The 17,616-nt window shown below is 75.1% G+C and carries 14 protein-coding genes; 9 read left to right on the forward strand and 5 right to left on the reverse strand.

The annotated features are described in order from the left end of the window. Positions 1-24: 24 nt before the first annotated feature. Positions 25-2,001: a phosphoribosyltransferase gene (locus AB0A69_RS25375; protein ID WP_361426303.1), complete on the reverse strand. Its 1,977-nt coding sequence runs from the start codon at positions 1,999-2,001 to the stop codon at positions 25-27. A 118-nt stretch (positions 2,002-2,119) separates the two neighbouring features. Here AB0A69_RS25375 and AB0A69_RS25380 point away from each other — a divergent pair, with 118 nt between their 5' ends. Together AB0A69_RS25380 and AB0A69_RS25385 are read left to right on the forward strand one after the other, a co-directional pair. Continuing rightward, positions 2,120-3,370: an aminotransferase class III-fold pyridoxal phosphate-dependent enzyme gene (locus AB0A69_RS25380; protein WP_361426306.1), complete on the forward strand. Its 1,251-nt coding sequence runs from the start codon at positions 2,120-2,122 to the stop codon at positions 3,368-3,370. A 51-nt stretch (positions 3,371-3,421) separates the two neighbouring features. Further along, a complete protein-coding gene (locus AB0A69_RS25385; RefSeq protein WP_361426309.1) occupies positions 3,422-7,150 on the forward strand; it encodes a hypothetical protein in 3,729 nt (1,242 codons plus the stop codon). Between the two features lie 114 nt (positions 7,151-7,264). Here the strand turns inward: AB0A69_RS25385 and aac(3)-VIII are convergent, their stop codons facing one another. After that, positions 7,265-8,170: an aminoglycoside N-acetyltransferase AAC(3)-VIII gene (gene aac(3)-VIII, locus AB0A69_RS25390; RefSeq protein WP_361426312.1), complete on the reverse strand. Its 906-nt coding sequence runs from the start codon at positions 8,168-8,170 to the stop codon at positions 7,265-7,267. 71 nt (positions 8,171-8,241) lie between these two features. Between aac(3)-VIII and AB0A69_RS25395 the strand changes: the two genes are divergently transcribed. Beyond that, on the forward strand, positions 8,242-8,688 hold the full coding sequence (locus AB0A69_RS25395; protein ID WP_361426315.1) for a YqcI/YcgG family protein: 447 nt from the start codon (positions 8,242-8,244) through the stop codon (positions 8,686-8,688). Here AB0A69_RS25395 and AB0A69_RS25400 read toward each other — a convergent pair. After that, positions 8,587-9,675 carry a PP2C family protein-serine/threonine phosphatase gene (locus AB0A69_RS25400; RefSeq protein ID WP_361426318.1) on the reverse strand — a complete coding sequence of 363 codons (1,089 nt, stop codon included), beginning with the start codon at positions 9,673-9,675 and terminating at the stop codon, positions 8,587-8,589. The genes AB0A69_RS25395 and AB0A69_RS25400 overlap by 102 nt on opposite strands. Positions 9,676-9,873: 198 nt before the next feature. Here AB0A69_RS25400 and AB0A69_RS25405 point away from each other — a divergent pair, with 198 nt between their 5' ends. Beyond that, positions 9,874-10,806 (forward strand): hypothetical protein, encoded by a 933-nt coding sequence (locus AB0A69_RS25405; protein WP_361426321.1) that lies wholly within the window; start codon positions 9,874-9,876, stop codon positions 10,804-10,806. Positions 10,807-10,826: 20 nt separating this feature from the next. On the opposite strand, the gene AB0A69_RS25410 is transcribed toward AB0A69_RS25405, so the two are convergent. After that, positions 10,827-11,168, reverse strand: coding sequence for a helix-turn-helix domain-containing protein (locus tag AB0A69_RS25410; RefSeq protein ID WP_361426324.1), 342 nt, complete (start codon positions 11,166-11,168; stop codon positions 10,827-10,829). Between the two features lie 127 nt (positions 11,169-11,295). Here AB0A69_RS25410 and AB0A69_RS25415 point away from each other — a divergent pair, with 127 nt between their 5' ends. Further along, positions 11,296-12,210, forward strand: coding sequence for an NAD(P)-binding domain-containing protein (locus AB0A69_RS25415; RefSeq protein ID WP_361426327.1), 915 nt, complete (start codon positions 11,296-11,298; stop codon positions 12,208-12,210). On the opposite strand, the gene AB0A69_RS25420 is transcribed toward AB0A69_RS25415, so the two are convergent. Beyond that, positions 12,132-12,950: an MFS transporter gene (locus AB0A69_RS25420; protein ID WP_361426330.1), complete on the reverse strand. Its 819-nt coding sequence runs from the start codon at positions 12,948-12,950 to the stop codon at positions 12,132-12,134. The two genes, AB0A69_RS25415 and AB0A69_RS25420, sit on opposite strands and share 79 nt — an antisense overlap. Positions 12,951-13,197: 247 nt before the next feature. Between AB0A69_RS25420 and AB0A69_RS25425 the strand changes: the two genes are divergently transcribed. The 4 genes from AB0A69_RS25425 (at position 13,198) to AB0A69_RS25440 (ending at position 17,412) form a co-directional block, all read left to right on the forward strand. Then, positions 13,198-13,596 (forward strand): helix-turn-helix transcriptional regulator, encoded by a 399-nt coding sequence (locus tag AB0A69_RS25425; RefSeq protein ID WP_361426333.1) that lies wholly within the window; start codon positions 13,198-13,200, stop codon positions 13,594-13,596. A gap of 135 nt (positions 13,597-13,731) precedes the next feature. Then, positions 13,732-14,550 (forward strand): molybdate ABC transporter substrate-binding protein, encoded by an 819-nt coding sequence (modA, locus tag AB0A69_RS25430; protein ID WP_361426336.1) that lies wholly within the window; start codon positions 13,732-13,734, stop codon positions 14,548-14,550. A 47-nt stretch (positions 14,551-14,597) separates the two neighbouring features. Further along, positions 14,598-16,547, forward strand: a complete 1,950-nt coding sequence (locus tag AB0A69_RS25435; protein ID WP_361426339.1) for an ABC transporter permease — start codon at positions 14,598-14,600, stop codon at positions 16,545-16,547. Positions 16,548-16,683: 136 nt separating this feature from the next. Further along, positions 16,684-17,412 carry a DUF2470 domain-containing protein gene (locus tag AB0A69_RS25440; protein WP_361426342.1) on the forward strand — a complete coding sequence of 243 codons (729 nt, stop codon included), beginning with the start codon at positions 16,684-16,686 and terminating at the stop codon, positions 17,410-17,412. The last annotated feature ends 204 nt before the right edge of the window (positions 17,413-17,616 follow it).

Below are 17,616 nucleotides of genomic sequence, written 5' to 3' on the forward strand. Positions count from 1 at the left end.
CCCGCCGGGGGCGGGCGCCACGGGTCAGTCCAGGCCGGCGACGTACCGGGCCTGCGCGGCCAGTTCGGTGTGGACGCGGTCGGCGGTGGCTCCGGTGAGGACCGGGCAGCGCCGCAGCCAGGTCTTGACGTTCCAGTACAGCGCCTCGCCGGCCAGCCGCAGACCGGCGTCGAACGCCCGGGTGTCCCCCGTGGCGGCGGCGACGGCCTCCCGCAGCAGGTCACGGTTGGCGGCGTCGAGCCGGTTCTCGACGACGAAGGAGGCGATCTCGCTCTCCAGGCAGCCGCCCCCGCCCCAGATCCAGTCCAGGCCGAACCGCCGCAGGGAGGGGCCGCGCAGGGCGGGGCCGCCGTCGCCGCCGGCCCCGTCTCCCCCGTGCCCGGCGCCGGCGAGCTGCCAGTGCCAGTACCCGTGGCCGTACGGCAGCGGGGTGCGGAACAGGACGCCGTCGACGCCCCCGAGGGGCACCCGCTCCGGCAGGTGCCGGGCCGTCCAGGCGCCGTCGACGGGCAGCGGCCGGCCCATGCGGTCGCGCATCCTCCGCAGCGCCCCGTCGAGCCGGGCCCGCGGGTCGTACACGGCGTGGTCGCCCGGGCGGCCGAGCTCGCCGACGCGGCGCAGCGCGGCCCAGGACTCGGCGACCTCGCGGAGTACCCGTCGCCGCTCCGGCCCGGTCAGCGCCGGCAGCGCCTCGCGCAGCGGGCGCAGCCCGTTCTCGTGGCGCGTCACCAGGTAGCCGTCGGCGAAGAGGTGGCCGGGCGGGAGCAGATCCCCCAGGGCCTGCAGGGCGCGGTGGCATTGCCGGCCGTGCGGGCCGGTGCCGATGAACCGGAAGTGGTACGCCTCGGCCTCCGCCTCATCCTCCGCGTCGGTTCCGGCTGCGGCTCCGGCTCCGGCTCCGGCTCCGGCTCCGGCTCCGGCCACGAGTGTGAAGGGCCGGTTGCGGGGATCGATGCGGCGGGGCCCGCCGCTCGCCGCCGTGGGGGCGGTGCCACCGGCCGTCCCGTACTCCGCGACGAACGGGCCCCGGAAGGGCTCGGCGCGGTAGGCGGCGCCGGCCGCGAGGGGCACACCGGCCGCCCGGGCGCGGGCGACGAGCGCGGCGGCGTCACCGGCGTCGGCGAGCTGCCAGAGGCGTCCCTCCGTGCGGACGACCGGCCGTTCGGACCGCGGGCGCACGGCCGGGCCGCTCAGGTCGTACAGCCGTCCCGGTGCGGCCAGGACGATGTCCCGCACACCGGGGAGGCGCCGTACCAGCCGGTCGCGTACGGCGATCGCGGTGGCGCCGGTGTCCGGCTGGTCGTCCACCAGGACGACCGTCGTGCCCGGCGGCAGTTCCCGTGGCAGCGCGGCGAGTTCGGACGCCGGAAGGGTGATGCCGGCGGCGCCGCGCACGGGGCGGACGCTGTGCCAGGGGCCCGCCGAGCACCCGGTGTCCTCGGCGGCGGCCTGCCAGAAGGGCGCCAGGTACGAGCCTCCGGTGCGGATGCCCACGACCAGCACGGGCCCGTGCGGGGACCGGGCCGTGAGGTGTTCGGTGGCCTGGCCGAAGCAGAGTTCGGGGTCGGCCAGGTCGTAGCCGTAGCACTCCGGGGTCTTCCAGTCGGCGGCGTGGCGCAGCAGCACGGCGGTCGACTCGTCCGTCCGGGCCGCCGCGGAGCGCCACAGCGCGTCGGTCGTGGCGGTGGCCAGGCCGAGGGCCTCCTCCACGGCCGCGATCCGCTGCTCCGCGTCGCCGGAGGGTGCGGCCGGACCGGCGGCCATGTCGCGGGCGAGCTCGGTGCACAGGGCCCGCAACCGGTCGGCGGCCTGCGCGAGCCGGCCGGCCGTCGGAGCCCCTTCCGGGTCGGCCCCGGCCGCCCGGTGCGCCGCGGCGGCGTCGGCGAGCAGTTGCTCGGCGAAGCAGGCGCAGGCGTGCAGGGCGGCCGTGCCGCCGTCCCGCCGGGCCTCGTCCACGAAAGCACGGTGCAGGGCTGGCATCGCCACGCCGGTCGTCACCACGTCCATTCCTCCCGGGTTCACAGTCACCGGTTCCGGCGCGTTCTCGCCCGGATCCCGTGCACACTCTGCGCCCGTTCCGAATTACCGTTCAACGCCTTACTTTCCGATGGGATGAACAATGACGGAAAACTCTTCCCTGCTGGCCGAATTTCCCACGTGCCCGCGTGACGACAACAACCGGCCGCGGGTTTTCACTTCGGCTTCCGGCGCCTATGTGACCGATGAATCGGGATTTCGCTGGATCGATTTCGACAATGCGCGGGGATCGATTCTGCTGGGGCACGGCGACCCGGGTGTGGCGGAGGCCGTCGCACGGGCGGCGACCGGTGCGGACGGCACGGCCACCGGCTGGAGCCCCCGGGTCGACGCGGTCCTGGAGCGGCTGCACGCCCTGTGCGGCGGCGACGTCGTGGGGTTGTTCCGGTCCGGCACGGCGGCGGTCCGGGCGGCCGTGCTGGCCGTGCGCGAGGCGACCGGGCGGCCGCTGCTGCTGAGCGCCGGCTACCACGGCTACGACCCGATGTGGTTCCCGTCCGCGGCGCCGCTGGAGCCCAACGCCGACGGGGTGGTGGACTTCTTCTTCGACCTCGGCCTCCTGGAGGAGCTGCTGGCCGCGCCCGAGCGGGTCGCGGCGGTGGTCGTGTCGCCGGACCACATGCACCTGTCGCCCGCCTGGTACCGCGAGCTGCGCCGGCTGTGCTCGGCGGCGGGGGTCGTGCTGGTCGCGGACGAGGTGAAGGTGGGCCTCCGCTACGGGCCCGGCCTGTCCACCGCGGAGGTGCTCGCGCCGGACGTGTGGGTGGTCGCCAAGGGCATGGCCAACGGGCACGCGGTCTCCGCGGTCGGCGGGTCCCGCAGCCTGCTGAAGCCGCTGAAGGAGGTGTCGTTCACCTCGTTCTTCGAGCCGACGATCCTGGCCGCGGCCGACGCCGCGCTCGCCCGGGTCGCCACCGGGGAACCGCAGCGGGCGGTCCGGGAGGCCGGCGACCGGTTCCTGCGCCACGCCCGCAAGGCGTTCGAGGACGCGGCGCTGCCGGTCGAGATCGCCGGCGACGGCACGTTCTTCCAGTTCGTACCGGCGTCGGAGGAGCTGGAGGACGCCTTCTACGAGGCGGCGAACGCCGAGGGCCTGCTCTTCTACGCGGGCGACAACCAGGGCGTGTCGGCCGCCTTCGACGACGCCGTGCTCACCGACGCCGAGCAGCGGTTCACCCGGGTGTGCGACCGGCTGACGCCGTACGCGGGCGGCGCCGGCGTCGACGAGGCGGCCCGCTACCGGGTCGCCTGGAACGTGATGGACGGCCTGCGCGAGGCCCCGCGCGACCGGGCGGCCACCGCCGGGCTGCTGGCGCGGCTGCTCGACGACTGAACCCGCCCCCCGACACCCCGAAGGAAACCAGAGACATTGAGGCGGCTTTCCATGGACAGCCCAGCCGTTACCGGCACCGCAGACATATCCGGGCAGGAATCGGCGGAGGAGACCGCGAAGTACGGCGCGAAATGCGCCCGACTGCTCCGGTTGCACCGCGACCCGCAATTCACCGACGTGGCGCTCCCGGTGTACCCGCTGGACCCGGCCGACGCCCGTGAATTCACGGCGCGGGCGGGCGGGACGGAAACGACGCAGAAGGAACTCGTCGCGGGATACGCATATTTCCTGCGCGAGCGGCACCCCGATCTCGCCGCGCGGCTCCGCGAGGTGTGCGGCGACGCACCCTGGATCGTCCGCAGTTCGGGTGCGGAGGACCAGGAGGACAACGTCAACGCGGGCGGCTACGAGAGCCTCGTGTGCCCGCGGCCCGAGGACGTGTACGCGACGGTCGCGGCGGTCGTCTTCAGCGGGTACGGCGAACACGCCGTCGCCCAGCAGCGGCTGGCCGACCCCGGGTACCGGCCCTCCCCCATCGCCGCGTTCGTGCAGCCCCTCGTCGACGCGGCGGGCACGGCCGGTGCGGCCGGTGCGGCCGCACCGGGCGAGACACCGCTGCTGGGCGACGCGGACGTGGCCGCCCTGACCGACCTGCTGACGCGGGTGCACCGCGGCTTCGGCATGCCCCGCGTGGACTCCGAGTGGGTGCTGGAGACCGACGCGGGCACCGTCTCCGTCACCGGCCTCACCGAACTCACGCCGGACGGGCGGCTCGTCGGCCAGCTGTCGCTGGGCTTCGGCTTCGCCTCCGCCCAGCGCCTGGGCGACGGGGAGAACAGCCTGGTCTGGCTGACCGGCGTCCCCGGTACGACGCTGTGGCGCGGTGCGCTCCTGCGCCGGGTGGACACCGCCCGGACGCGGCTGGTGCAGGTCCGCCCGGCCGCCGCGTTCGACCCCGAACCGTCGCTGGAGACCCTCACCGATGCCTGCCGGGACGTCTGGCGCGCCACGTGCGTCGCCGCGCCGGTCGACATCCTGGTGCCGCCGCGCCGGGTGCGCGCCTCGTCGTTCCTCACGTCCGTGCGCCTGGAGGACGCCTGGAGCCGCTACCTCCGCCTCGATCCCGAGCAGCGGGCGCGGCTCGGGCACGTCCTGGTGGAGCGGGGCGGTCCGGCCGAGCACGCCGCGGTGATGTTCCGTCAGGAGGGCGTCGCCGTACTGCGGGGGCGCCCGGAGGACATCCCGGAGACCGCGTCGTTCGCGCTCGCGGACCCGTGGACGCAGGAGTGCTACTTCGGCACCGGCCGGCCGCCCGCGGTGGAGACCGGGACGCGGCGCATGACCGCCGTCCCGCAGGGCTGCCGGCTGCTGTTCACCGCCGGCGACGCCGCCGACGCCGCCGCGGCGGCCCGGGCGGACGGCACGCCGCCCGGCCCGGAGCTGATGCCGGGCGTGGCCCGCCTGGACGAGGTGCCCCACCTGTCGTCGCGGGTCCGGGAGCGGATCGTGCGGGACAGTTTCCTGCCGGCCCCCGACGTGTTCGTCCGGCTCGGCGCCGACGTGGCGTCGCCCGCGTTCGCGGCCCGTGCCGCGGAGGCGCTGCTCGACGGCGGCGTGCCGGCGGAGCGGGCCGCGGAGCTGGTGCCGGAGGCCGCGCGGGCGTACGTGCACGGGCTGGCCGCGGCGCGGGCCACGGGCACCGCCGATGTGCGGGTCGCGGTCGCGGTGGCCCGCCTGGAGGCGGCCGGCACCGTGCCGGACACGGCCCTGGAGACCGTGCTCACCCCGGCCCTCGCCCTCGCGGCGGGCGGGGCGGGCGGCACGGAGGCCGCGCTGGCCCTGCTGGACGCGGTGGCGTCCCTGTCGTCGGCCCTGCACGCCCTGGACGTGTACACGGTGGCGGAGCGGGAGGAGGTCCTCAGGCGCACGGTGGACGCCCTCCCCCGGGACGACGCGGCCCGCACGGAGGCGCTGTGCCGGTTCGCCGCGCGCTCGTCCGCGCCGCCCGCCGAGACGTACCGGTTGCTCGCACTGGCCGCCCGCGACGAGGAGTTCGCCACGCGCTACCTGGCCGTGGAGCGCTGCCGGGTCGACCTGTCGGCCGCCGACCCGGGTGACGCGGCACGGCGCGGCCGGGCGCTGAACGACGCGTACCGGGCCTACGTGGGTGCCGGAGCGTGGGACGACGGCGGGGACCAGGTGCTGCTGGACCTGACCAGAAGCGACCTGATCGAGGCGTACGACAGCACCCTCAAGCGGCTGCTGCTGGAACTGGTGGACCGTCCGGAACCGGGCCCGTACCGCGCGTACCTCGATCTGCTGGAGCAGTGGCTGGACCTCGTGGGCGCGTTCGGTCTCTCGGAGCGCGAGCGCCGCGCGGTCGAGGGGTTCGGCGCGTGGGTCGCGGTGTGGCGCGGGGCGCCGGTGCCGGACGGCTTCGCCCTGGAGGAGGAGCTGACCTGGGGCCGGCTGCTGGAGCTGGCCGCCGAGAGCGTACCGGCCGGCGGCGAGGACGGGCCCGGCAACCCGCACCAGCTCCACAACGCGCTGCACCAGTGGCTGCTCGCCCGGACCGCCCGCTACCCCGCCGAGCGGGCCCCCTCGGGAGTGCGCGAACTCCAGCGCCTGTCGGACCGGTTCGGGCCGGGCGGCAACAAGCTGCTGCGGTTCACCCGGGACGCGTTCGAACTCGACGTGCCGCTGGGCATCCACAAGGCGAGCCTGATGTTCCGCCCCGACCGGGTGGAGGGCGAGTGGACGGAGCCGCCGGACGTCACCGAGGAGGAGGCCGGACGGCTCACCGGGCTGACGGTCCTGCTGGACCGCTGCGGCACGTGGTTCCCCGAGCTGGTCTTCCGCTGCGAGCGGGTGCTGCTGGCCGGGACGTGGACGCTCCAGGTGGAGGCGCGCCCGCCGGCGGGCGCGGAACGGTTCACCCTCGCGCAGATGCGGCTGGCGCTCGGGGTGTTCCGCACCCTCTTCGACGGCTCGTACGACTTCTCGTACGTGCCGGAGGAGGACGTCGCGAGCTTGCCGGAGGCTTTCCGGGAGCCGGAGTGGGCCGAGGTGTTCCGGGCCCTCGTCGACTACCGGCTCGTCTACGACGACGCCGAGTTGTTCGAGACGCTGGAGACCCTGCCGCTGGGCACCGCCGTCGGCATGCTGTGCACGGACGGCCGGATCCGCACCGAGGTGCTGGCCGCCTCCACCGAGGGCCCCGAGGGCGCGCTGGCGCGGCTCGACGCGGCGTGGCGGCGGCTGGCCGCCACGGAGGACCCGGCCGACTGGATCGCCGGGCACAACGCGGTGCAGCAGCTGGCGCTCCTGGTGGCGGCCCGGTTCCCGGACGCGGCGGTGGCGGCGTTCACCGCGGCGGACGCGCCGGGCTGGGCCGACGTGCTGGGCGCGGCGCTGCTTCCCCGCGCGGACGTGCGGGACGCGGTGGCGCGGGCGTTCGCCGGGCGCCCCGGTGGTGAAGGCCCGCTCCTGCGGCGGGCGCCCTGGCTGGTGGTGACGGAGGCGAACGCGGCGGACGTGGCCCGGCGGGTCGCCGCCGCGCCCCGGGCACACCGGCGCTGCAAGCAGTTCCTGGTGCACCGGTACGCCGAGGTGCTGGACCGCGAGGGCCTGCTGGCCGGGCTCGTGGCGGACCTGGAGGTCGTGCCGTACGGTGCCGGACCGCATCGGGAGGAAGTGCTGGCGGCGGCCGTCGCCGCGGCGGACGGGCGGCTGCGGCGCGACATCCGCGCGAAGGCCGGTGCGGGCCACGTGGCCGCGTGAAGTGACCGCGCCGAGGCCGGCGCGGCGGGCGGACCACCGGCCGCCGCGCCGGCCGGAGGCGGCCAAAGGCGGCCGAAGGCGGTAAGTGGTCGGCGGTAGGCGGCGGTCGGCGGTTCAGGAGCCGCCGGCCGCCTCCCCCGGGTTGCCCGCCGCCTCCCCCGGCTTGCCCGCCGCCTCCCCCAGCCTGCTCTCGATCCACTCGACGCCGAACCGGACCACGTCCGGAGCCTCGAAGAGGTGGCAGGGGGCGGCGCCCACGCGGCCGGTGCGGCCGATGCCCGCGGCCAGCATGTCCTCGGCGACCACCGTGAACGGCCACACCCCCTCGGGCACCACGCGTCCGTACGGGAACGCCTCGGTCTCGGTGTCGACGTCCCGGAACCGCCGCCACACCCGGCGGCCGTCGACGGTGATCGGCTGCTCGTACACGACGTACCGCTTGCCGGGCGCCTCGGCCAGTGCCTCCGCGTGGTGCAGCAGCGTCAGCGCGTCCAGCGGGGCGCCGAGCAGCAGGACCCGGCCGCCGACCTCGGCGAGCCGGGCGAGCGGGCTGTCCGGGCCGTGCGGGTCGTCCCAGGGGTGGTCGTCCATCAGACGGTGAGCGGCCGGCCCGACCGCGACGAAGCTCGCGTCGGGGTGCCGGCTGCGGACCGCGCCGGGCCAGTGGCGCAGGGCCTCGGGGACCCGGCCGTTGTTGTGGTCGGCCTCGCTGAGCAGCGGGTCGTAGGCGGGCCACTCGGCCCGGGCCGCGTCCCGCCACTCCGGCGGCCAGTCGGCGAGGTCGTAGGGCGGGGCGTCGTTCCAGCCGCAGTAGGCCATCAGCGTGCCGCCGTCGCCGACGGCCTCCAGGAGCGCGCCGATCACGGTGTGCGTGCCCCCCACGACGTAGCCGATCGCCGACATGCGGGTGTGCACCATGACGGTGTCGCCGGCGCCGACACCGAGTTCTTCCAGGTCGCGCACCAGGCGGCCGCGTGTGACGGGGCCGCCGGCGCGCTCGATCAGTTCCCTCTCGTCCACGCGGCGAACCTAACGGCGTACGCGCGGCGCCCGCCGGGCGCAGGTCGCTTTTCGGCCATGCCCGTACGGCGGTGCGGCCGCGTTCTCGACGGGGAAAACACCGCCCCCTACAACTTTCGCTGTACGGGTCGTGCACCCTTGCTCAACCCTTCGTTTCCCTCCATGCCTTCGGCTGGCACGTCCTGCAGGAGCTGCACCGGGTCGACCCCGCGCCCTGGCCGGCCGGTGTCGCCCGGCGTCCGGAGTCCGAGGCCTGGTCCATGTGCTTCAACGGAATGCCGTTGTTCTGCAATATGAGCAATCCCGCACACCGGGTGCGCCGCAGCCGTCACCTCGGCGGCTCCTTAAACGCCCAAACAGCCGTACGGCAGCGCCGGTTGGGGCGACGCGCACACGGGAGGCACCTCGCCTTCCCGTCAGGTGCACCGCAGGGCGAGGGCCGCGATGTCGTCGTCGAGCCTTCCCCGGCTGTAGCGGAGCAGGTCGCGGTGCAGCCGGTCGAGCAGCTCGCGGGGTGACGCCGGCTCCTGCTCCGCCATCCACTCCGGGAGGGGGAAGAACGCGCCCGCGTGGTCCCGGGTCTCCGTCACGCCGTCGGTGTAGAGGAGCAGGTGGTCGCCCGGGGCGAAGGCGGCGGTGTCGACGCAGTAGGTGTCTCCGATCAGCGCCGCGAGATTGAGGGGCGGCGAGGGGGTGGACGGCTCCAGGACGTGGGTCCGCCCGTGGTGCACGAGCAGGGGCGGCGGGTGTCCGCAGTTGAGGAGCGTGATCCGGTCACCGACGCGGGGGATCTCCGCGAGGAGGACGGTGGCGAAGCGCTCCGGCAGGTCCGGCCCCGGGAAGGCGGCGATGTGGCGGATGATGCTGGTCTCCAGGCGCCGGGCGATGCCCGTCAGGTCGGGCTCGTCGTACGCGGCCTCCCGGAAGGAACTGGTCACGGCCGCGGCCGCGCCCACCGCGGACAGCCCCTTGCCGCGCACGTCACCGATGAGCAGCCGGACCCCGTACGGGGTGTCGGCCGCCTCGTAGAAGTCGCCGCCGATGCGGGCCTGCTCCTGGGCCGCCAGGTACAGCGACTCGATCTCGACGCCGTCGATGCGCCCCGGCAGGGGGCGCAGCAGCACCTTCTGGGCCGCGTCGGCGACGAGCCGGACGTGGAAGAGCGTCTGCTCCCGCTGGAGCCGGAGGTGGCTCGCGTACGCGGCGGCCAGGGTCACCGCGACGATCGCGGCGCCGGTGTAGGGCGTCCCGAGGTCGGTGTGGAAGAAGCTGAGCGTGACCATGACCAGCAGGCAGAACGCCCCCAGCAGCAGGGTGGGCAGAACCGGCCACATCGCGGCGGCGAGGGCGGGCGCGGCGGGCAGGAGACGGCTGAAGGCGATCTCCCTCGGCGTGGAGAACGCCAGGCCGACGATGAGGGCCGTGAGGACCAGGGGCGACAGCAGCGCCGCGTCCCATCTGCCGCGGGGGGAGCGGCGCGGCCGCAGTCGGCCAAGCGAGATCATGAAGGCATGATATCGGGACATATGGGACGTCGATCGGATGTCGTCGTATGGCGGTACGTACGACCCGGTGGGCCGGGCGGCCGATGACCGCCGGCGCGGAGCCTGCGCCCGTGCGCCCCCGGTGCACACGTCCCCCGCGCCGCCCCGGGCGGCCACGATGGCGGACGGCACGAGTGACGTGAGGGAGAGGAGCTCTCCATGACAGTCTCCGGCCCCGGCGGCCCGGACGGCCCGGACGGCGCGGACGACGCGGACGACGCGGACGGCCCGGACGGCGGCAAAGCGCGGTTCGACGACGTCTACGACCAGCCGGACCCGCGAGCGTACTTCGCACGGCTGGCACCGCTGCGGTACGAGATCCCCCACCACGCCCAGACCGTCTTCAGGCGCACCGTGGCCGAGTGGCGCACCGCCGCGCCGCGCGGCGGCCGGGGTGCACCCACCGTGCTGGACGTGTGCTGCTCGTACGGCGTCAACGCCGCCCTCCTCAACCACGACCTCACCCTCGCGGAGCTGTACGAGCACTACACCTGCCCGCGGGCGCGGCGGCTGTCCACCGAGGAGCTGATCGCGTGGGACAAGGAGTTCTACGCGGGGCGCCGGCGGGCGGACGCCGTCCCGGTCGTCGGCCTGGACATCGCCGGCCGGGCACTGCGGTACGCGCGGGCGGTGGGACTGCTGGCCGCGGCGTTCACCGACAACCTGGAACGCGGCCCGGCCGGTCCGGGCCTGCGCCGCGCCGCCTCGGGCGTCGGGCTCCTCACCATGACCGGCGGGGGGAGTTACGTCACCCGGCGCACGTTCGACGCGCTGCTGGACGCGACCCGCCCGCCGGTGTGGGTCAGCGCCTTCGTCCTGCGCACCGTGTCGTACGCGGGCATCGCCGAGGCCCTCGCCTCGCGGGGCATGCGCACCGTGGCGGACCCGGCCCGCACCTGGCCGCAGCGGCGCTTCACGGACGCGCGCGAGCAGGCGTACGCCGTGGAGGCGGTCCGGGCGCTCGGCGCGGATCCCGAGGGCCTGGAGTCGGCCGGACGGTTCCACACGGTGCTGTACGAGTCCCGCCCGACGCAGCAGTGGACGTCGCCGCCGACGGCACCGCTCCCCACGGCTCCCCCGCCGCTCCGCTAGCGGAGCGGCCCCGGCGCAGGTCACGGCGAGGGCGGCACCTCGCCCGCGAGGCGCTCCATGTGCTCCTCGCCCCACTCGCCGAGCGGGACGAGAGCGGTGACGAGCGAGTGGCCGAAGTCGGTCAGTGAGTACTCCACCTTCGGCGGGACCTGGTGGTGGACCTCGCGATGCACCAGGCCGCGGGCCTCCAGCTCCCGCAACTGCAGGGTCAGCATCCGCTCACTGATGCCGGCCACCGTCCGGCGCAACGCGCCGAAGCGCAGCGGGCCTTCGGCGAGCCAGAAGAGGATCAGCCCCTTCCATTTGCCGCCCATGACGTCGATGGCGGCGTCCAGTCCGCACGTATACGTCCGCTTGTTCAACGGAATTCCCCTCACAAGAATGTGGGTACCGGACGAAATTGTCGGTACTTGCAGGCGAGTTGGCGTCGTCCCAGCATGGAACAGACATCGCGCTGAGACCGCGTTCGGCATCAGGCAGGAGCGACGCATGACCGAGCATGACCGCATTCCCGTAACCGTCGTCGGGCTCGGCTCGATGGGGAGTGCTCTGGCCGAGGCGTTCATCGGCGCCGGGCACCCGACCACCGTCTGGAACAGGACGCCGTCGAAGGGTGCGCCGCTCGTGGCCAAGGGGGCGGTCCAGCCTCCCGCCCTGGACGCGGCGATCGCGGCGAGTCCGCTCGTCATCGCCTGCCTGACCACGTACGAGAGCACCATCGAGGCCCTGGAGCCGGCGGCCGGGGCGCTCGAGGGGCGGGCCCTCGTGACGCTCAACAGCGGCTCGCCGGCCGGGGCCCGGGAGATGGCCGCATGGGCGCTCGCACACGGCGCGCGCCATCTCGACGGAGCGATCAAGAACGTGCCGTCCGCCGTGGGCGCGGAGGACACGCTCCTGTACTACGGCGGGGACGGCGGCGTCTTCGACGAGTTCGCGCCGACGCTGCGGGTGATGGGCGGCGACACCGTCTACCTCGGCCCCGACCCCGACCTCGCCGCCCTCTACGAGATGGCGGTGGGCGGCACCCTGCTGCCCGCGCTGGTCGGCTTCTTCCAGGGTGCCGCCGCCCTGCAGGCCCGCGGGCTCACGGCGGCCTCGATGGTCCGGTTCAGCGTCAAGTGGTTCGAGATGATCAACTCGGTCCTACCGGTCTTCGCCGAGGAGATCGACCGCGGCGACTACAGCGCGCCTGGGTCCTCGGTGAACCTCTTCCTGGCCGGGGCCGCCCATGACGAGGAGCTCGGCAGGGAGGCGGACCTCGACATGGAGTGGCACAAGCCCTTCCACGAACTGCTCCGGCGGGCGGTCGACGCCGGATACGGCGATCACAGCGTCTCCGCCCTGACGGAGGTCCTCAAGAAGAACAGCCCGGCCAGCGCCAGGAGCATCCAGGCCGTGAGGTAGGCGAAGGCGGCGGTCGGGGACACGGCGGTCCACAGGACGCCGGCGACGGCGCCGGCGGCGAGGTTGCCGAGGGACTGCACGGTGGCCAGCACGCCGAAGGCGGAGCCGCACACGGGCTTCGGGGCGAGGGCGGCCACCGCGTCGCGCCGGGTGGGGCGCGGGGTCCTGCGGATCGCGTAGACGATCGCGGCGGCGGCCAGCAGCCCGGGGACGGCGGAGAGGCCGATCGCCCACGTCACGCCGAGCCACGCCACCAGGCCCAGGGCGAGGAGCGGACCGAAGACGGCGCCCAGGTTGTCCATCATCCGCTCGAACCCGTAGGCCCGGCCGTACGCCCGGGGCGGGACGATGTCGGCGAGGAGCGCGTTGCGGGCGGGGACCCGCAGACCGCGGGCCGTCCAGGCGGCGGCGCGCAGGACGCCGACCTGCCACACCGCCGTGGCTCCGGCGGTGGCCGCGCCCAGGACCGCGGTGGTGGCGTAACCGCCGACGGCGACCTTGCGGCGCCGGGCCGGATCGTCCGCGAGGACGCCGCCGCCGAAGCGGGCCGCCCCGGCGAGCGCGTCGGAGACGCCCTCGATCGCGCCGAGGGCGGCGGCCGGTGCGCCGAGCGTGGAGGTCAGCAGGGAGGGCGGCAGCGCCGTGGGGATCTCGTGGCCCACGTCCGCCAGGAAGCTCGCCGCGCCGATGCCCTTCACCCCCCGGGACAGCCAGGTCGCCTGCGACGCCGTCCCGTTCACGGACGCGAGTCTCCCGGAACGCAGGTGCCCGGCAGCACTGGAGGATTGACCGATTCTGCGAGCCCGCCGCCAGAGCTTTCACCGCATCTGCCCAAGGCGGCTCAGGGTGCCGGCATGCCGTCGCCGCGACGTGAGCGGGTGCGGGGCCGGGACCGGCTTGGCGGTTCGACCGAAGCGCCTCCCATCTGCCATGGAGGATGCCTCAAAGGTTTGCAGATAAGAGCGAAACAGCTCTAGCGTGGCGCACATGCAGTCCTACACCATTGGCCAGGCCGCACGGCTCCTGGGCGTCAGTCCCGACACCGCGCGGCGCTGGGCGGACGCCGGCCGGGTCGCGACCCACCGCGACGAGGCGGGCCGCCGCCTCATCGACGGCCGGGACCTGGCCGCGTTCTCCATCGAGGTCGCGCAGGCCGGCCCGGGAGACGTCGACGACGACACGTACACCAGCGCCCGCAACGCCTTCCCCGGCATCGTCACCGCCGTCAAGCTCGGCGATGTCGCCGCCCAGGTCGAGATCCAGGCCGGGCCGCACCGACTCGTCTCCCTGCTCACCCGCGAGGCCGTCGAGGAACTGGGGCTGGAGGTCGGCATGCGGGCCACCGCCCGCGTGAAGTCCACCAACGTGCACATCGACCGCGCCTGACCGACCGGAGAACCGGCCGGCGGGTCACGCGGAAGTCCCTTGGCAGCGGCGTCGCCGTCCCGGCGCGGCTCGTCCGTTCACCGCGCCGCGGCGGCGCGTACCGCCCCCGCGCACGTCACACCAGGAGTCGACCCCATGTCCCAGACCCGTGTCCAGGACCGCGCCCGGATCCGCGCCCGGCGCCGTACCGCCGCTGCCGCCGTCCTCACCGCCGCCCTGCTCGTCCCGCTCGCCGCCTGCGGCACCGACCGCGACAGGCCCGACGGGGGCGCGAAGGACGCCGCGCCGCAGGCCGACCTGACCGTGCTGGCCGCCGCCTCCCTGACCGACGTCTTCAAGACCGCGGGGGCCGCGTACGAGAAGAGCCACCCCGGCACGAAGATCACCTTCTCCTTCGCCGGCTCCCAGGAGCTCGTCGCCCAGGTCAAGAACGGGGCACCGGCCGACGCGCTGGTCACCGCGGACACCAAGAGCATGGACGGCGTCCGGGGCGAGACCGGCACCTCGGCCGTCATCGCGAAGAACCGCCTGGTCATCGCCGTCCGCGAGGGCAACCCCGAGAAGGTCGACGAGCTGAAGGACCTCGGCGACCCGAAGCTCAAGGTCGTCCTCGCGGCGCCCGAGGTGCCGGTCGGCAAGTACAGCAAGAAGATCCTCGACGCGCAGAAGATCACGGTGAAGCCGGTCTCCCAGGAGCCGAACGTCCGCGCCGTGCTCAGCAAGGTCGAGCTGGGCGAGGCGGACGCCGGTCTCGTCTACCGGACCGACGCCGACAGCGCCCCCGGCAAGGTCGACGCCGTCGCCATCCCCGACGCGCAGAACGCCATCGCCGAGTACCCGGCCGCCACGCTGAAGGACTCCGACAACGCCGAGGCGGCAGCCGCCTTCGTGGCGTGGCTGTCCGGCCCTGAAGGACAGAAGATCCTCCAGGACGCGGGCTTCCAGAAGCCGTAACCCCGCACCGCCTCCGGCCCGTGCTCCCGACCCCGCAGGACGTACCGATGAAACGCCTCCGCCCGCACCGCCGCCACGCGCCCGCCGCCCTGGCGCTGCCCGCACTGCTGGCGGTCGCGTTCCTGCTGCTGCCGCTCCTCGGCATCCTGACGCGCACCTCGTGGGGCGAGCTGGGCGCGCACCTCGGCACCGAGCAGTCCCTCCAGGCGCTGCGGCTGTCCTTCGTCGTGTCCTTCTGGGCGCTCGGCCTGTCGCTGCTGCTCGGGGTGCCGCTCGCCTGGCTGCTGGCCCGGGTGCCGTTCCCCGGCAAGGCGCTCGTCCGGTCGCTGGTGCTGCTGCCGATGGTGCTGCCGCCGACCGTGGGCGGCGTGGCGCTGCTCCTCGCCTTCGGGCGGCGCGGGGTGCTCGGGCCGTGGCTGGAGGACTGGTTCGGCCTCACGCTGCCGTTCCACACCTCCGGCGCGGTCGTCGCGGCGACCTTCGTCGCCATGCCGTTCCTGGTCATCAGCCTGGAAGGGGCGCTCGCCGGCCTGAACAAGCGGTACGAGGAGACCGCGGCGTCCCTCGGCGCCTCGCCGTTCCGGGTGTTCCGCACGGTGACCCTGCCGATGGTCGCACCGGGCCTCGCGGCGGGCGCCGCGCTGACGTGGGCGCGGGCGCTGGGCGAGTTCGGCGCCACCATCACCTTCGCGGGCAACCTTCCCGGGACGACGCAGACGCTGCCGCTCCAGGTGTACCTGCTCCTCCAGGACCAGCCGGAGGCCGCGACCTCCGTGTCCCTGCTGCTGCTCGCCATCGCGATGGCCGTACTCGTCGCGCTGCGCGGCCGCTGGACCGCGACGCCCGGCGGCGGGGCGCGCACGGCCGGGGGCACGCTGCCGGACCGGCACGACGACGCCACCGCACCCCTCCCCGGCACCGTGACCGCGCCCGGGCCAAAGGCCCCGCCCGCCGATGCCCACCGCTGGGCCCTGCACGCCGAGGTCACCGGCTTCACCGACCTCGTCCTGGACGCCGCGCCCGGCACCACCATCGCCGTCGTCGGGCCCAACGGCGCCGGCAAGACGACCCTGCTGCGGGCCCTGCTGGCGCTCACCGACCGGGCGCACGCCCGCCTCCGCCTCGGCGACACCGACGTGACCGACCTGCCGCCGCACCGGCGCGGTGTCGCCTGGGTGCCGCAGGACGGCGCGCTGTTCCCGCACCTGTCGGCCCTGGCCAACACCGCGTACGGGCTGCGCACCCACGGCGTGCCCCGCGCCGAGGCCCGGGCCGCCGCCCAGCGGTGGCTGGACCGCCTCGGCGTCGGCCACCTCTCCCAGCGCCGCCCCGCCCAGCTCTCCGGGGGCCAGGCCCAGCGGGTGGCCCTCGCCCGCGCGCTCGCCGCCCGGCCGCGGCTGCTGCTGCTCGACGAGCCGCTGGCGGCGCTGGACCAGACGACCCGCGCCCACGTCCGCCACACCCTGCGCCGCCACCTCGACGGCTTCGGCGGCGTGTGCCTGATCGTCACCCACGACCCCGTCGAGGCGGTGTCGCTCGCGGACCGGGTGCTGGTCCTCGAAGACGGCCGCGCGCTGCAGGACGCCGCCCCGGCCGAAGTGACCCGGCACCCCCGCTCCCCGTGGGTGGCGCGGATGCTGGGCCGCAACGCCTGGCCGGGCACCGCCACCCCCGACGGGCTCGCCCTCCCCGACGGCTCGGCCGTCGTCGCCGCCGAGCCGGTGGCCGCCGGTGCCGACGCCCTCGCGATCATCCCGCCCGAGGCGGTGTCCCTCCACCGCGAGCGGCCCACCGGCAGCGCGCGCAACACCTGGCCCGGCACCGTACGGGAGATCACGGCCGTCGGCAGCCGCATGCGGGTCCTGGTCACCTCGGACCAGGCCCCGGACCTCGTCGCCGAGATCACTCCGGCGGCCGCGGCGGATCTGGGACTGGCCGACGGCACACCGGTGTTCACGAGCGTCAAGGCCACCGAGGTCACCCTGGTGACCCGGTAGGAACCCGGACCCCCTCCGCGTACCGGGCCCCTCCGCGTACCGGCCCCCTCCGCGTACCGGCGCTCTCCGCGCACTGGCGCCGAGCCGCGCCTCCACGCTAAGTTAGGCGAGCCTTACCTAACTGGAGGTGGAGACCGTGAGCGCCGACGTACGCGCCGCCGAGCCGACCCCCGCGGAACGGGTCCGATCCGTCCTCGCCGCGGCGACGTCCCTGACCGTCACCACGGACGGCCACAGCTGCCACCTGATGGACGTTCACCACGTCGACGAGCGGGGGCGCCTGGGGCTGCGGCTGCCCGCCGACAGCTGCCTGGCCGGGCGGGCCGCGGCGGCTCCGCGAGGCGGGCTGGCCGCACTCGTCGAGTTCACGGACGTCGCCCCCACCGCCGTACGGGACCGGGTGCGCGCCCGGGTGACCCTCTCCGGCTGGCTGACGCCCGTCACCCCGGCGCCGGACGCGGACACGGTGGGCCTCCGCCTCGACGCCGCCCGCGCCACCCTGGAGACGGCCGAGGGGGTCCTCCGCGTCGGCCTCGACGAGATCGTCCTCACCGCACCGGACCCGCTGGCGACCCACGAGCCCGCCATGCTCATCCACCTGGCGGACTCCCACCCCGAGGCGGTCGAGCGGCTGACGCGCCTGATCGACCCCTCGCGACTCCAGGGCGTCGTCCGCGTCCTCCCCCTCGCCCTCGACCGGTACGCCCTCACCCTCCGCCTCGAACACCCCCGCGGCCACCACGACGCCCGTCTGCCGTTCCCCACCCCGATGCGGAACGCCGACGAGGCCGGCGACCGGATCCAGGAGCTCCTCGCCACCGCCCGCGGCTGCTCCCACCGCCGCCGCACCTTCCAGCGGCCATGACGCACCCGCCCACCCCGCCCGCCCCCCGGGACCTGGTCGCGGCCATCATCCGCGCCGCTCCCCTGGCCGCCGCGCTGTACACACCACCTCCCGCGCCGCACGACATGGGGCGGCCCGGCACCGTTGCGGTGCCGGCGCGCGCATCCTCTCCGACATCGGCGCCACCAAGACGCGCACCGGTCAGCTCAGCCTGTTCTGCGCCGC

Source organism: Streptomyces sp. NPDC045431, from assembly GCF_040646655.1.
Lineage (GTDB): Bacteria > Actinomycetota > Actinomycetes > Streptomycetales > Streptomycetaceae > Streptomyces.

What these genes read in the sequence shown, in the direction of transcription:
- modA (WP_361426336.1), top strand. Translation starts at nt 13,732, where the DNA reads ATGTCCCAGACCCGTGTCCAGGACCGCGCCCGGATCCGCGCCCGGCGC.
- AB0A69_RS25435 (WP_361426339.1), top strand. Translation starts at nt 14,598, where the DNA reads ATGAAACGCCTCCGCCCGCACCGCCGCCACGCGCCCGCCGCCCTGGCG.
- AB0A69_RS25400 (WP_361426318.1), bottom strand. Translation starts at nt 9,675, where the DNA reads ATGATCTCGCTTGGCCGACTGCGGCCGCGCCGCTCCCCCCGCGGCAGA.
- AB0A69_RS25425 (WP_361426333.1), top strand. Translation starts at nt 13,198, where the DNA reads ATGCAGTCCTACACCATTGGCCAGGCCGCACGGCTCCTGGGCGTCAGT.
- AB0A69_RS25405 (WP_361426321.1), top strand. Translation starts at nt 9,874, where the DNA reads ATGACAGTCTCCGGCCCCGGCGGCCCGGACGGCCCGGACGGCGCGGAC.
- AB0A69_RS25385 (WP_361426309.1), top strand. Translation starts at nt 3,422, where the DNA reads ATGGACAGCCCAGCCGTTACCGGCACCGCAGACATATCCGGGCAGGAA.
- AB0A69_RS25380 (WP_361426306.1), top strand. Translation starts at nt 2,120, where the DNA reads ATGACGGAAAACTCTTCCCTGCTGGCCGAATTTCCCACGTGCCCGCGT.
- AB0A69_RS25415 (WP_361426327.1), top strand. Translation starts at nt 11,296, where the DNA reads ATGACCGAGCATGACCGCATTCCCGTAACCGTCGTCGGGCTCGGCTCG.